Origin of the sequence: Hymenobacter frigidus, assembly GCF_014640435.1 — a bacterium.
Taxonomy (GTDB): Bacteria; Bacteroidota; Bacteroidia; order Cytophagales; family Hymenobacteraceae; genus Hymenobacter; species Hymenobacter frigidus.
The window spans coordinates 41790-55799 of sequence record NZ_BMGY01000030.1; the positions used below are offsets into that span (position 1 = coordinate 41790).

The window sequence follows — 14010 nt, forward strand, 5'->3', positions numbered from 1 at the left end:
ACTACTTAATTAAAGTAATGCGTTGCACAAAGTGAGAGACGATACATGGTTTTACCAAATTAAAAAATTAGGAAAGAGGCGGGAAAACTGACATGTGAATACGAATGATATCATCGTAGCTCCCATATTTATGCCACGCTTTATTTGATGTTACACGAGCTTTTACCATAAAATTTGCATCTACATCTTCATCAGTAAACACAAGCTCTATTAATTCTCCCGTTGCACGAATCTTATAATCTATGGACCATTCGATTTTATATTCGTCAAGAGCAAATGAAGAATCGATTTCGACTGACATCCTAATTCTATCACCGGGTCTAAATTTCGTATTCCCAACATTCAATTTTATAGAATTAAGCGCGCCTTCTTCCCACTCCTCTGAATATACTTTATTGCCTAAGGAATCTGAATACGAAAGAATCCTTGGTACGTTAAAATCCTGATTCATATTATGGTCTGAGTAATATTTCTTTATTGAATCAATGAGGTCGTTGCTGTAACATATTGCCTTTTCAGCATCACGAATGCTCGTTGGGTTAGCATGAGAAACCTTATTCCTTATCTTAATTAACGTATCGAAAACCGATTTTAAATGGATTCTGCCGAACCTAAATTCGGTTTCGAAGTAGGGTCTAAAATAATCATTGTACAGATCTTCTTTACATATTATAAATACCTGATGCTCAATAAGTGTTGCATCTATCCAACGAGGGTATCTATCCGGCTCAGCACTTACTCTTTCACTTACCTTGTTACGTATTTCCTGTTTTAATAGAAATAGCCCTTTATCATTATGATAACTCCAGTAATCTTTGCCATATGCAGAAGTTAAAGAGTCGTTAATAGTTCGTCTTAACCAGAATTCTAGACTCTCGATATGCTTTCTAGCTACTTCTCTAATCTCTGAATCCGTTAGTTTGAATAAAGGCATATACAGTAAGTCTTTAGTGTTTTTTTTAAAAGATACCATATCTGGTGCGGAAGTATTAACTATGGCATTCCAGAAGCTCTAGTTTCTCCCGCGGCGGGGGCAGCGGGCGGGGGCCGAGGTTTGACGCTTCTTACTGCACAGGGAGCGTCATCTGTTCGGCTGGCATCGGCAGCACGACATTCGCCATCGCCTTGAGGTCGAGGTCCGGTACAAAGCCATCACACACGATGAGGATGCTAAATAGATACCGCTTCAACTCTGCGGGTTCGGGCTGCTCCTGGCGCAACGCGGCCTGCACGAGATGCAGGGACAAATCGGCCAGCACGAGTTGCTTGCGCGTGGTGCGGTCGCTGGTCGCAACCGCTGCGGATTCCGTCAGGGCATGAGCTTGGCGAACGAGTTCCAGAATAGCGTCTTGCATACTCAATTAGGGAGTTAAGAGGGAAGAGTACGGCGCTGTGCGTTGCCGCCGCAATGTGGCAAAGCTAGTTCCTGCTTGGAGATGCTGAAAAGCGGTGGTTCTTATGCACCCAAACTGGTGCGAACGTTAAGCGCGTGCATGCAATGAAGTCGAGGTTGTATATCCACTGACGCGCAGCGGCAAGTTGCGATAAAACAATCCGCTGTCCACGCGCTGGGAGGCACTGCCTAACTAAGACATCATCAACACTAGTTACGCCGCGTTAAACTTGCGCCAAGGCAATAGCACAGAAGCGTCTGTTTCTTTAGCGGCGGGCGCAGCGGGCGGGGGACTTTATTCGTCTAACCCCATTTGTTGTGCAAACTCTGCCAGCGTCATGATGCTAGTGGAGCCGACGCTGCCCAGCACCAATAAATCCTCATCACCGGAAAGTAGGTAGTCGGCTTGGCTGTCCAGCGCCAGGTTGAGCAGGAAGTTGTCTTTCGGGTCGCGGCACAACTCGACGGCTGACGTTACCGGCGTGGTGGGAAAGGCCCAAAACTGGCGCGAGCTTGTAGCTCGTGCCTGCTGTAAGGTGGAGGTTGTTCCTCCGCTGACGCGAAGCGGCAAGCTACGTCAGAATAATAGCTAGCTCAAACGCCAGGAGGCACAGCCTCCCTCCCATCTCTGGCACGAGTTACGCTGCGCTAAACTCGCGCCAGTTCAAAAGAAGCTCCTGTTTCCTTCAGCGGCGGGCGTGGCGGGTGCTCGATACAACCTTGGCAAATCCCCTCTTAATCAGCAAGCCCCAACTAAAAAGTCCCAGCAGTCGCTGGGACTTTTTAGTTAGGGCTTGAGACAACCGGCTGGCGGTTGGGCAGCGGTGCTTACAGCTTGACGCCTTGCGCTTGCAGCTGCTTTTCCTGCGCGGCTTGGTTGGCCGCGAACTGGGCGTGCTGCTCGGGCGTGCGCGTGGTACCCAAGCTGGCCAAGTGCTGCTGCACGTCAGCAGCCGGCAAGTCGGTGCAGTACAAGGGCGTACCCGGCTGCTGCCGCCACGACTCGTGCAGGCTGCCACCGTCCACGGCGTCGAAGCCCAATTCGTCCACCAGGGCCATGGCCTGCTGCTTGGCGGCGGCATCATCGCCGGCCACCGCCAGCGCGATGCGGCCGGGCGTGCCGGCGGGCTGCCCCGATTTTTCGAGGTTCGCGGCGAAGATGTTGTTGAACACCTTCAGCACCGGCCGGCCCAGGTGCTGCTGCACCCATTCGCTTTCGGTCAGGTCGCCGCTTTCCAGCTCGGGCAACTGGCCATCGCGCAGCAGGGGGTAGTAGTTGCTGGTGTCAATCACCGGCACGTCGGCGGGTACGCCTTCAAATAGGTCCTTGGACAGGTCGGGGATGTTTTTCAGCGGAATGGTCACCACGATGAGCTCGCCGTGGCGGGCGGCTTCGCGGGCCGTGACGGGGGTAGCGCCGGTTTTTTGGGCCAGGTCCGTCAGCGTTTCGGGGCCGCGGGAATTGGCGATGCAGACCGAATGGCCGAGGCTGGTGAGCCGCACGGCCAGGGCGCTGCCGATGTGGCCGGCGCCAATGATTCCAATATTCATAAGCAGGAGGATAAGCTGGTGGTGAGTGAGTCGCCGTTTGATGACGCGACGTGCACTAAGACTACCCGTCAAGTAGGATTGTTTCGCCTGTCTGGCTTACCTGCATTACGTGAGCCACACCACATAGGTGAACAACCGCGCAGAAATGAGCTGGCTCAAGTGCAACTCATTGAAGCTTCTGGTTCACTTAGCGGCCGCCGCAGTGGGCGGGGATTATCCTACTGTTGGGTAACTTGCTTCGCCGTCTACCCAATTTTCCAGCAACATGCCCAGCATATCGGCGAAATGGCGAGTATTGCGCGTGACCAACGCTAATCCATACGCCAGCGCCGTACTGCCAATGAGCATATCGAACTCGCCTTGCAGCCAGCCAATGCGTTTCAATTGTGCCTTCTGCGCCGCGTAGGTTTCTAAAACGTCTGAGAGAGCCAGCCGGTGGGCCTTGGGGAACAGACGCAGGAACTTGTCTAATTTCTGACGGTTGCTGGCCTGCCGGTCAGGCGCACCGTTGGCGATGCCATACAGCAATTCGGCAATTGTCAATTCACTGATGAAGCAATTGCGCAGGCCCACTTGCTCCACCTTAGTATCAAGGTCAAAGTCGCCCTTCATCAAGTGGATGCAGATGTTGGTATCGAGCAGGTAGCGACTCATAGCTCCACTTCACGCGGCTGGTCCTGGCGGTCGGCATAGATGCGGCGCACCATTTCCTCGCCGCTCTCTTCTGATTTCCACGAGCCAAATACTTCATGTAGCAAACGGTTTTGCTCCGCTTCCGCCGCGCCTTCTTCGGCCGCTTCTGGCATCGTTGCTTCGCCTGGCAGGCGCTGGTTTCCCCGAAACTTGGCAACCAAGCCGCTAGGAATGCTTTGCAGCCAATTAAGCGCCGCTGCGGCTTGCTCATCAGGAAACTCTAATTCAAGGGCAACTCTCATGTGACTAAGTTACGCAGAAGCTCCCGTTTCTTTCAGCGGCACCCGCAGCGAGCGGGGCGGTAGGGGATGGGACGCTATTTCTTGGCCGCCAGTACCTCGCGCACTGGAGTCCACCGGATGTCCGGATAGCGGGCATTATCCAGCGGCGTGAGTTTGGGCAGCCCGGTGAACATGTTGTGCAGGTACTGCATGCCCTGCCAAGGCGGAAACACCTCGTCGGTGGAGGGCATGAGGGCTTTGGTCACCTTAATCATAGCCCCTAGCACGCCCAAAGGTCCCACCCGAAGCAGCTTAAACGGCTGGCCGGTGGCGGCAGTGGCGGCCGCTTGCAGGCCGCGCACGGTGGCTACTTCGCCGGCCACGCGCAGGTAGCGGGGCGTGGTAGGGTCGAGGGCGGCGGCAGCCGTGAATTCGGCGGCATTGGCGGTGGTGGTGAAATCCAGCGGCTGGTCAGCATCGCCGTAATACAGCACCCGTTTCACCCCAAAAAGCACCACGGGGGCCTGGCCGGTCAGCAAGTCCGTAAACATGCCGTTGAGGATGGACGTGGCCTGGATGGGGGCCTGGTCGAGCCGCTGATTGAATTCCCGGCGCAAGTCGAGGTTGCGGTTGCTGCCGTTGGAGAGCTTGGTGTAGTCGATGGAATAATCCGACGGAATGAAGCGGGGCACGCCGGCAGCTACGGCCGCATCGAGCAGACGCTTTTGGCCGTCCACTATCACATCGCGCAGCCCGGACAAGGCCGACACCACGCAGGCCGCGCCCGCGCAGGCATTGGTTAGCGCTGTCACGCTGTTAAAATCGACTTCGATGATGTCAGCCCCCAAGTCGCGTAATAAGGTTACCTCCGGCTTGGTATTGCCAGCCCGGACCAGCGCCCGCACCGCCGCGCCCCGCTTGAGAAGGGCCTGCGCAATGCGGAAGCCCAGGTCGCCGGTAGCCCCGGCCAGCACGATGGTGGCCGGTTCGGTAGTCTTGCCACGTTGGGGAATTACTGTAGGTTCGGCCAAAATCGGAGGAGGAAACGAGGGGTGGGGTAATGCTTATGCAGCAAGCTTTCTGACCGCACTGGCAAGGTGAACCCCGCAAGGCCGCAGAGGTTGAGCGTTGATGGATGACCGCACCTGCAGGTGGCGTGTTGGCAGCCACCCGTTTTTATCGGGCACTAATTGATAGCTTGGGCACTCACGCGCCAGATTTTGTCGGCAGCATCATCAGCCACTAGCAGCGAGCCATCGGGCAGGGTGGTCACGCCCACGGGGCGGCCATAGGCATCTTTCGAGTCGCCGCCGGCCAGGAAGCCGGTGAGGAAGTCTTCGGGCGGCCCGCTGGGCTTGCCGTTGGCAAAGGGCACGAACACCACTTTGTAGCCCGAAAACGCCGTGCGGTTCCAAGAGCCGTGCTGGCCGATGAAAGCGCCGTTGCGGTACTTGGTCGGGAAAGCGGTTTTATCGTAGAAAGCCAGGCCCAGCGAGGCCGTGTGCGCACCCAGCGGCACATCAGGCACCAGGGTTTTCTTCACCAAATCGGGCCGCTCGCCTTTGCGGCGCGGGTCCTCGTTGGGGCCGTAGTAAGCATAGGGCCAGCCGTAGAAACCGCCTTCTTTCACGCTGGTCAGGTAGTCGGGCACCAGCTCGTCGCCCAGCTCGTCGCGCTCGTTCACGGCCGTCCAGAGGGTGGTGGTGCCGGGGGCCCAGCCCAGGCCGACGGGGTTGCGCAGGCCGCTGGCGTACACTTTTTCGCCGCTGCCATCGGGGTTAATTTGGAGGATATTCGCGCGGCGAACCTCGTTCTCGGCCCCGTGCTCCTGCACGTTGCTGCCCGACCCCACCGTGACGTAGATTTTTGAGCCGTCGGGGCTGGCCAGCAGGTTGCGGGTCCAGTGGTTGTTGTAGCCGCTGGCGGGCAGGGCAAGAATGCGCTGGCCCGTGCCGCTGATTTTGGTGGCTCCCGGCTGGTACGGAAAGCGCAATACGCCATCGGTATTGGCCACGTAGAAGAATTTGCCAATTATCAGCATGCCAAACGGCTGCTTGAGGTTGGCCAGGAAAGTGGTGTGCACATCAGGCTTGCCGTCCTTGTTGGTGTCCCGAAACAGCGTGATGCGGTTGGCACTCTCCGAGCGCAGGGAGCGTGACTTGTCCAGGTCTAGCTTGGCCACTACTTTCATCAACGTCGATTTTGGCAAAGTGCTGGATTCGGCCACCAGCACGTCGCCGTTGGGGGCCACGTATATCCAGCGCGGGCTTTTCATCTGGCCCGCGTATTCGGCCACCGCGAAGCCAGCGGGTGCGATGGGGGTTTTGCCAGCGGGCCAGTTCACAACTTTCACCCGGTTTGATACCGATTCGGTGGCGTAGGGTGAAGGCAAGCGCACCGAGTCGGCAGCAGACGTGGCAATGGTTTGGGCCGGGAGAGCAGCGGCGGCTTCCTGCTTTTCCTGCTTGCTGGGGCCACTGCAAGCAGCGAGCAGGCCAAGGCTGGCCAGTAGCACCGTGGGGTTATTCGACAATATGTAGGAAGTGAGTGGCTGAAATGTCACGCCAACGGAGCCAGATTGGCCGCGGGTGCTTTTGCCTTCGGCTTTACTTCATCTTCCAGATTTTGTTGTGATTTCACAATCCCAGCCCGCCCTAATCGGCCAGCAGGGCTTGTTCGCGCAGCCAGTCAAAAATCAGCTGGTCGACGGCCGAGACCTGCTCCCGGTGCCGGTAGGTAAGCCACACAACTTCCGCGATTTCAGCGGCGGGCTGGATTTTGCCAGTGTAAGTGGCCCAGTAGCAAGTCATGCGTACGAGCACGCCCGCCGAGTGGCCGTGGGCGGGCGCTTCCCAAGTGCCCGCGTGTTCCAGGCTCACCGGGTCGAGGGCCACGGTGAGCTCTTCGCTGATTTCGCGCAGCAACGTTTGGTGGTCGGTTTCGCCGGCTTCGCGCTTGCCGCCGGGAATGTAGTACCGATCTTTGCCGTGGCTACGGGTACTCAAAAGTTGGCCGTCGCGCAGGTGCAGCCAGGCAATTTTATCAATCACAGCAGGTGAAAAGGATATAACGTTGAAATTAAGAAGGATTCTTATGAACAAGAAACGTCACGCTGAGCAATACCTGGGCATCTCTGCCGCTTCGGCATTGCTCCGCGTGACGTTCTTCTGAATTCATCGATACGGGTTAATTCGCCGCTGGCGTGGCTGGCGCTTTCACGTACTTGTTCAGCCACGAATCCATCTCCCAGAGCATGTGGAGAAGGTTTTCGCGGGCGGCGTAGCTGTGGGCCTCGGCGGGCAGCACCACGTAGCGGGCGGTGGCCCCCTGGCCTTTCAGGGCAGCATAGTACCGCTCGGTTTGAATGGGAAAAGTACCGGAATTGTTGTCGGCTTCGCCGTGAATGAGCAGAATCGGCGTCTTGATTTTATCAGCGTAGTTGAACGGCGACATGGCGTTGTACACCTCCGCCGCCTGCCAGAACGTGCGCTCCTCGCCCTGGAAGCCGAAGGGCGTGAGTGTACGGTTGTAGGCCCCGCTGCGGGCGATGCCAGCTTTGAACAAGTTGGAGTGCGACAGCAGGTTGGCCGTCATGAAGGCGCCGTAGCTGTGGCCCATCACGCCCACGCGGGCGGGGTCGACTACGCCCATGCGGGCTCCTTCGTCGATGGCGGCCTTGGCGCTGCTCACCAGCTGCTCGGTGTAGGTGTCGTTGGGTTCCTTGCTGCCTTCGCCCACAATCGGGATGCTGGCGTTGGCCAGCACGGCGTAGCCCTGCGTTACCCAATACACGGGCGAGGCCCAGCTTAGCCGCGTGAAGGTGTAGGGCGAGCCGCTTACCTGACCAGCGTTATCCTTGTCCTTAAACTCCCGGGGGTAGGCTTCCATCAAAGTGGGCAGCGGGCCATCGGTTTTCTTGTAGTTCTGGGGAAGGTACAGGTCGGCGGTGAGGTCTACCCCATCGGCGCGCTTGTACTTCAGCACTTGCTTTTTGAAGCTGCCGCCAAAATTGGCGTAGGGATTAGCGAACCTGGTTATGGCGGTCAGCTTGTCCTTTTTGGTCGCGTCGCGCAGGTAATAATTCGGCGCCTGGGTGAGCGACTCGCGGCGCGTGAGCAGCTGGCGCTGTTTGCCGCTGGCGTTGAGGATGGCCACCGGAATTTCGTAGGCGGGGGCCTCAGAGCGCCACCAGTGGATGGTTTTCTTGGTCGTCAGGTCCAGCTCGTCCACGAATGGCCGGTCGCCTTCGGGTGAAGCGCCGTTGCCAGTCAGGTAGATGCTCTGGCCCATGGGGCCACCGGTCAGAAGCACATACTTGCCTTGGGCATTACGGTGCTCGTAAGGCGTGCCGGGGTCCTTGTAGGTATCCTGAGAAGAGCCTTCGAACAGCACGGTGAGCGGGGCGGCGGGCGTGCTGGGGTTCAGCTGCCAGGTGGTTTGGTGGCGGTCGGCCCAGCGGTAGCCTTCCACCAGGGCCAGCTTGTCGGTGCCCCAGTTCAGGCCCGCGAAGCGCAGCGGCAGCGCGGCCAGCTCCTGGACCGGGCCGGTGAAGGGCGCGGGCAAAGTATAGAGCTTGTCCCGGATATCAGCCTTGGTCTTGGGGTCGCCACCGTCCTGCGCCTCAGCGTAGTAGATGGTCGCGGGCGCATCGGCGCGCCAGGAGTGGCCGCGCGGCCCGGTCACCACGGCGTCGAAGTTGGTGGGCACGTTGTCGGCCAGCGGCAGGTCGGCAATGGTTTTTACCGGAGCACCGGTAGCCAGGTCGAGCACATCAATACGCTGCGGGAAGCTGCTGAGCGGCAGCAGGTACGAGTACGGCCGGTGACGGGTGCGCAGCAGTACGTACTTGCCATCGGGCGAAGAATAGGCCGTCTGGATGATGCCAGGCTGGCCCATCGGCTGGGCGCTGCCATCGGCCAGCTTCACTTTCACCAGCTGTGAGGTGGCGTAGTAGTCAAATACCCGCTCATCGGCGGGGCTTTTCAGCAAATCCTGGTAGGTGCGGGCCCCAGACTTCTTACCGCCGCCGCTTTCCTGTACGGTGGGGCCAGTGGGCGCGGCATCGGCGGCCGGCGCAACGCCCCGGCCCGTGGGCACGGTGCGGGCCAGCAGCGTCTGGCTGTCCGACACCCACTCGAACGACGAGCCGAAGGCATCGTTGAGCGGCGCGGCCAGCAGGCGGCGAGCGGTGGCAGTGGCCACATCGGCCACCCACAGCTCCACCCGGCCATCGGTGCCAGAACCGGGCATGGTGAGGGCAAAAGCCATGGTTTTATTGTCCGGCGACCAAATCACGCTGCTGATACGCGCCTGGGCCGGCAGGCCTTTCACGTCGGTTTCGGGACCGTTGGGCAGCTTTTTCAGCTTGATGCCCACGGCGTAGCTCACCCGGCTGGGCCCATTGGTGCGGGGGTTGAAGCGCAGGCCGGCCAGGCGCAGCTCGGGCTGCGAGAGCTCGGCCACGGTAGGAAAATCCTGCACCTGCAGCAGCGCCAGCGTACGGCCATAGGAGGCGAGGCTGACGCGGGGCGTGGGCGGGGCCAGCAGCACGTCCTGAATGGCCTGAGGCGGCGTTTGGTACTTGAAATCCTGCGCCTGAGTCGCGGCGAAGCCGAGTAGCAACGTGGCAGAAAGAACGATTTTTTTCATGGAGCGCAACGAAAATGAACACGAAAGCCGAAGCAGCCAAGCCCCGGGGCCGAAAGGTAACCAGCAGACGGAACTCGCGCTCAGCATCGGCGCAACCCAGCCCGCAGCCGAACCCGCCGGCCGCTACCTTTGTCTGAATCCACCGTCACTCCTCCTCACCAATGAAAATGCACAACTACTTTCTCTCTGCCGTCAGCACCTTAGTGCTCAGCGGACTATTAGCGTTTTGCCCGGGCGTTCTACGGGCTCAGACCACGGTTGTGGGCACCATTCGCAGCGGGGGGCTGGTGCGCGAATACCGCCTCTATGTGCCCGCCATCTACACGCGCACCACGGGCCCGGTCCCGCTGCTGTTCAACCTGCATGGCTACGGCTCCAACAACGTGCAGCAGGAAGCCTACGGCGACTTTCGCCCCATCGCCGACACTGCCAACTTTCTCGTCGTGCATCCCAACGGCACCATCGACGCGGCCAACAAGCGCAACTGGAACACCTTCGGTCCGCGCGGCACGGGGATTGACGACGTGGCCTTTATATCGGCCCTGCTCGACACGTTGGCTACCCGCTACCGCATCGACCCTGACCGCGTTTACAGCACGGGCATGAGCAACGGCGGCTTCATGAGCTACGAACTGGCCTGCCAGCTCAGCGGGCGCATCGCGGCCATCGGCTCCGTCACAGGTAGCATGATTGCCAGCCGGATGAGCAGCTGCGCGCCCGGCCGGCCGGTACCCGTCATCGAAATCCACGGCACCGACGACGGCACCGTGCCCTACACTGGCGGCACGGCGCTCAACTTCGTGGCCATCCCCACCCTACTGGCCCACTGGGTGCAGGTGAACGGCTGCAACCCCACGCCCACCATCACGGCGGTACCCAACACCAACACCACCGACGGCAGCACGGCCGAGCGCCAGGTGTGGGCCGGCGGCCGCAACGGCAGCTCGGTGGAGCATTTCCGCATCATCGGTGGCGGCCACACCTGGCCCGGCTCAGCGTTTGTCGTCGGCGTTACCAACCTCGACATCAGTGCCAGCCGCGAGGTGTGGCGCTTCCTGCGGCCTTACCGCCTGAGCCGCCTCGCGCTGGCCAACCGCGGCGCTGGCCCGGCCGCTATGGCCCTGTCGCTTTACCCCAACCCCACCAGCGACGAGCTGACCATTCGGACCAGCCAGCCCTTGCGGACCGGCAGCCTGGCCGTGTTCAACACGCTAGGCCGCCGCCTGCCCGCGCGGGCCCTGCCCCAGGCCGATGGCAGCCTGCGCCTGGCCACCAGCGGCTGGCCCGCCGGCACCTACATCCTGCGCGTGGAAACCGCCACCGGCCAGCCTCAGCAGCTAAAATTTATGAAGCCGTAAGAGGCGAGGCACACCCGCCGCCCTTCGCCCCTGACCTATGAAAGCCCTGCTTCTGCCCACTAAAACCTACCGCCTGAACGGCCGTCTATGGCTCGAAACCGACGACGGCCGCTTCCTCGGCATTGGCCGGCTGGAGCTGCTGGAGCAGATTGCGGCGCTGGGCTCCATCTCCAAGGCGGCGCAGGCCATGGGCATGTCCTACAAGCGGGCCTGGGATTTGGTCAGCTCGATGAATGCGCAGGCCTCGGCCCCGCTCGTAGCCACCCAAACCGGTGGGGCCCGGGGCGGCGGCGCAGTAGTCACGGACGCGGGCCAGGTTGCCATCGGGGCTTTCCAGGAATTGCAGGCGCGTTTTCAGGCCTTTATGGTCCTCGAAACCCAACGGCTGCAGGAGTAGCCGGAACATTCGGGCCCGTTATATCTTTGTAAATATAACGGGCTTTTCATGATACCATCTCTACTCACTTCTGTCCGGGCCGGGCTGCTGGCAATGACTGTTTTCTCCACGCTGGCCGCGCAAGCTCAAAGGACTATCCCGGCCGACACGACCCGCAAAAAAGTTGATTTGGAGGAAGTCGTGGTGTCGGCTTCCAAAGTCGAGGAGAGCTTTCTGCAATCGCCGGTGACGGTGGAAAAGCTCAACGCCCGCGCCCTGCGGCTCACGCCCGCCCCTTCGTTTTTCGACGCCATCGAGCACCTCAAGGGAGTGCAGGTTATCACGCCCAGTCTGGCGTTTAAGGTTATCAACGCCCGGGGTTTCACCAACACGACCAACGTGCGCTTTGCCCAACTGGTGGATGGTGTGGATAATCAGGCTCCGCACATTGGCGCACCCATTGGAAATGTGTTGGGACCAAGCGACTTGGATGTTTTATCGGTCGAAATCGTCCCTGGCACAGCCGCCGCGCTCTACGGCCTGAATGCCATCAATGGGCTGGCTAATTTTAGGACGAAGAATCCGTTCAATTTTGAGGGATTGAGTGTGCAGCAAAAAACCGGCCTCAACCACTTGGGCGACCCAAATAGCGGAGCACGCCTATTCTCCGAAACCAGCCTGCGCTATGCGAAAGTGTTGCGCCCGAAACTGGCCTTCAAAGTGAATGGCACCTACCTGCGCGGCTACGACTGGATAGCCAACGACCAGACTGACATCAACCCCAACGGCAACGCCAACACCAACCTACTGGGGGCCGATAACCCTGCCCGCGACCCCGTGAACGGCTACGGCAACGAGTCGTCGGACCGCAGCACACTGAATTTGGGCGGCAAAAACTACCAGGTGGCCCGCACCGGCTACAACGAAAAAGACGTGGTGGACTATCACCTGAAAATTCTCAAGGCCGACGCCGCGCTGCACTACAAGCTGAGCGCCGGCACCGAACTGGCCTACACCTACCGCGTGGCCGCGTTCAACAACGTGTACCAGCGCTCGAACCGCTTCCAACTGCAGGGCTACCGCCTGCAGCAACACGCCCTGCAGCTCACCAGCCCGGTGGTGCAGGCCCGTGTCTATTTCACCCAGGAGAACACCGGCCAGAGCTACAACCTGCGCTCCGCCGCCGAAAATATTGACCGCGGCTTCAAGCCCGATGCGACCTGGAACCGCGACTACACTTCCGCCTGGAACGCTGCCACCCAGGCCGGCCAAGCCGTAGCCCAAGCCCACGCCACCGCCCGCGCCGCCGCCGATACCGGCCGCCCCCAGCCCGGCACGCCGGCCTTCGGGCAAAGCCTGAGCAACGTGCAGAATATCAACAACTGGGATGTGGGTGCGGCGCTGCGCGTACGTGCCAACCTGCTCCACGCCGAGGGCCAAGTGAACATTGCCGAAGCCCTGCGCCGCGGCGGCAAAACCTGGCTGCCCGCCAACGTTGACCTGCTGGCCGGGGCCGACCACCGCACCTACCTCGTGGTGCCCGACGGCAACTATTTCGTCAACCCCGAACCTGGTAAGGACCAGCTGCGCGACAATCTGACTTATGGCAAAACCGGCGGTTTTCTGCAAGCCGGTACGCGGCTGCTGAACGAGAAAATTCGCCTCACGGCTACCTTACGAGCCGATAAAAACGATTACTTCACCACCCGTTTCAACCCGCGCTTCACGGCGGTGTACTCGCCCAGCCAACAGGCCAATTTCCGGCTAAGCTACCAGAGCGGCTACCGGTTTCCGAGCTTATTCGAAGGGTTTTCGAACGTGAATAGTGGACAGGTGAAGCGCATCGGCGGGCTGCGCGTGATGTCGAATGGTGTGTTTGAGAATAGTTACCTGCGTACCAGCATCGACGCTTTTGTGGCCGCCAATACCGCTTACATAAATGCCAATACGCCTGCCAACGCCACGGCTACCCAAAAGCAGGCTATTAATAATCAGGCTATTAATTTGAACAAGCGCTTGTTGGTGAAAAACCCCTACACCTACCTCAAACCAGAGCATATCAACTCCCTGGAACTGGGCTACAAAGCAGCCCTGCTGCCCGGCCGCCGCCTGTTGGTCGACGTAGATTTTTACTACAACACCTACCGCGATTTCATTGCCCAGGTCGAAGCCTACGTGCCCAAAACGCTGAATCCAGATTCTACGGCCATTTATCTGAGCACCAGAACCACCCAAAACCGCTACCGGCTCTGGACCAACGCGCAAAGCCAGGTGTATAACTACGGTGGCTCGCTGGGCCTGCGCTACGAGCTGGCCCGCGGCTACCTCGCGGGGGCCAACACCACCTACACCCGCCTCGACCGCACCGAGTCAGGCGATGGGCTCGAAGACGGCTTCAACACCCCACGCTGGGCCTACAACCTGAGCCTGGGCAACGAAAATGCTTACAAAAACCTCGGCTTCGGCCTTAATTACCGCTGGCAGCAGGGCTACTATTCCCAAACATTTTTGGTGAGCGGCAACGTGGCCGCCTACCATACCCTTGATGCGCAGCTCAGTTATGCGGTTCCCGCGCCCAACCTGCGCATTAAACTGGGAGCCAGTAATATACTAAACGACTATTACGCCTCTTACCTTGGTGGACCGAGCGTGGGCGGGCTATACTACCTATCGGTGACTTACGGATTGCAATAAGACCAGCCTTACTCTACCCTACTATTTTAGTTAATTGATAAAGAGTTAGTTGGCAAATAATCCATCGAAACACGG

General features: G+C 59.3%; 13 protein-coding genes. 3 read left to right on the forward strand and 10 right to left on the reverse strand.

The window, feature by feature from the left end:
• Positions 1 to 67 precede the first annotated feature (67 nt).
• The 10 genes from IEW17_RS14745 to IEW17_RS14790 all read right to left on the reverse strand — a co-directional run bounded on the left by IEW17_RS14745 (position 68) and on the right by IEW17_RS14790 (position 9507).
• Positions 68 to 934: a hypothetical protein gene (locus IEW17_RS14745; RefSeq protein ID WP_229749022.1), complete on the reverse strand. Its 867-nt coding sequence runs from the start codon at positions 932 to 934 to the stop codon at positions 68 to 70.
• Between the two features lie 130 nt (positions 935 to 1064).
• On the reverse strand, positions 1065 to 1355 hold the full coding sequence (locus IEW17_RS14750; RefSeq protein ID WP_188562823.1) for a hypothetical protein: 291 nt from the start codon (positions 1353 to 1355) through the stop codon (positions 1065 to 1067).
• Between the two features lie 333 nt (positions 1356 to 1688).
• Positions 1689 to 1964 carry a putative toxin-antitoxin system toxin component, PIN family gene (locus IEW17_RS14755; protein ID WP_188562824.1) on the reverse strand — a complete coding sequence of 92 codons (276 nt, stop codon included), beginning with the start codon at positions 1962 to 1964 and terminating at the stop codon, positions 1689 to 1691.
• 257 nt (positions 1965 to 2221) lie between these two features.
• Positions 2222 to 2944 (reverse strand): NADPH-dependent F420 reductase, encoded by a 723-nt coding sequence (locus IEW17_RS14760; RefSeq protein ID WP_188562825.1) that lies wholly within the window; start codon positions 2942 to 2944, stop codon positions 2222 to 2224.
• 213 nt (positions 2945 to 3157) lie between these two features.
• A complete protein-coding gene (locus tag IEW17_RS14765; protein ID WP_188562826.1) occupies positions 3158 to 3598 on the reverse strand; it encodes a type II toxin-antitoxin system VapC family toxin in 441 nt (146 codons plus the stop codon).
• Positions 3595 to 3879: a hypothetical protein gene (locus IEW17_RS14770; protein WP_188562827.1), complete on the reverse strand. Its 285-nt coding sequence runs from the start codon at positions 3877 to 3879 to the stop codon at positions 3595 to 3597. The genes IEW17_RS14765 and IEW17_RS14770 overlap by 4 nt, the downstream gene beginning before the upstream one ends.
• A gap of 74 nt (positions 3880 to 3953) precedes the next feature.
• Positions 3954 to 4889 (reverse strand): NmrA family NAD(P)-binding protein, encoded by a 936-nt coding sequence (locus IEW17_RS14775; RefSeq protein ID WP_229749023.1) that lies wholly within the window; start codon positions 4887 to 4889, stop codon positions 3954 to 3956.
• 155 nt (positions 4890 to 5044) lie between these two features.
• Positions 5045 to 6391 (reverse strand): PQQ-dependent sugar dehydrogenase, encoded by a 1347-nt coding sequence (locus IEW17_RS14780; RefSeq protein WP_188562836.1) that lies wholly within the window; start codon positions 6389 to 6391, stop codon positions 5045 to 5047.
• A gap of 121 nt (positions 6392 to 6512) precedes the next feature.
• Positions 6513 to 6908 carry an NUDIX hydrolase gene (locus tag IEW17_RS14785; protein WP_188562828.1) on the reverse strand — a complete coding sequence of 132 codons (396 nt, stop codon included), beginning with the start codon at positions 6906 to 6908 and terminating at the stop codon, positions 6513 to 6515.
• Positions 6909 to 7044: 136 nt separating this feature from the next.
• Positions 7045 to 9507, reverse strand: coding sequence for a prolyl oligopeptidase family serine peptidase (locus tag IEW17_RS14790; protein WP_229749024.1), 2463 nt, complete (start codon positions 9505 to 9507; stop codon positions 7045 to 7047).
• 167 nt (positions 9508 to 9674) lie between these two features.
• On the opposite strand from IEW17_RS14790, the gene IEW17_RS14795 reads away from it, so the two are divergent.
• From IEW17_RS14795 to IEW17_RS14805, 3 genes are read left to right on the forward strand one after another with little or no spacing between them, the layout of a single operon-like run.
• The gene (locus IEW17_RS14795) at positions 9675 to 10865 is read left to right on the forward strand and encodes an extracellular catalytic domain type 1 short-chain-length polyhydroxyalkanoate depolymerase (RefSeq protein ID WP_188562830.1); all 1191 of its coding nucleotides are present in this window, start codon (positions 9675 to 9677) and stop codon (positions 10863 to 10865) included.
• A 37-nt stretch (positions 10866 to 10902) separates the two neighbouring features.
• Positions 10903 to 11262 carry a winged helix-turn-helix domain-containing protein gene (locus IEW17_RS14800; RefSeq protein ID WP_188562831.1) on the forward strand — a complete coding sequence of 120 codons (360 nt, stop codon included), beginning with the start codon at positions 10903 to 10905 and terminating at the stop codon, positions 11260 to 11262.
• 48 nt (positions 11263 to 11310) lie between these two features.
• Complete coding sequence (locus IEW17_RS14805; RefSeq protein WP_188562832.1) at positions 11311 to 13935, forward strand: TonB-dependent receptor; 2625 nt, start codon at positions 11311 to 11313, stop codon at positions 13933 to 13935.
• The last annotated feature ends 75 nt before the right edge of the window (positions 13936 to 14010 follow it).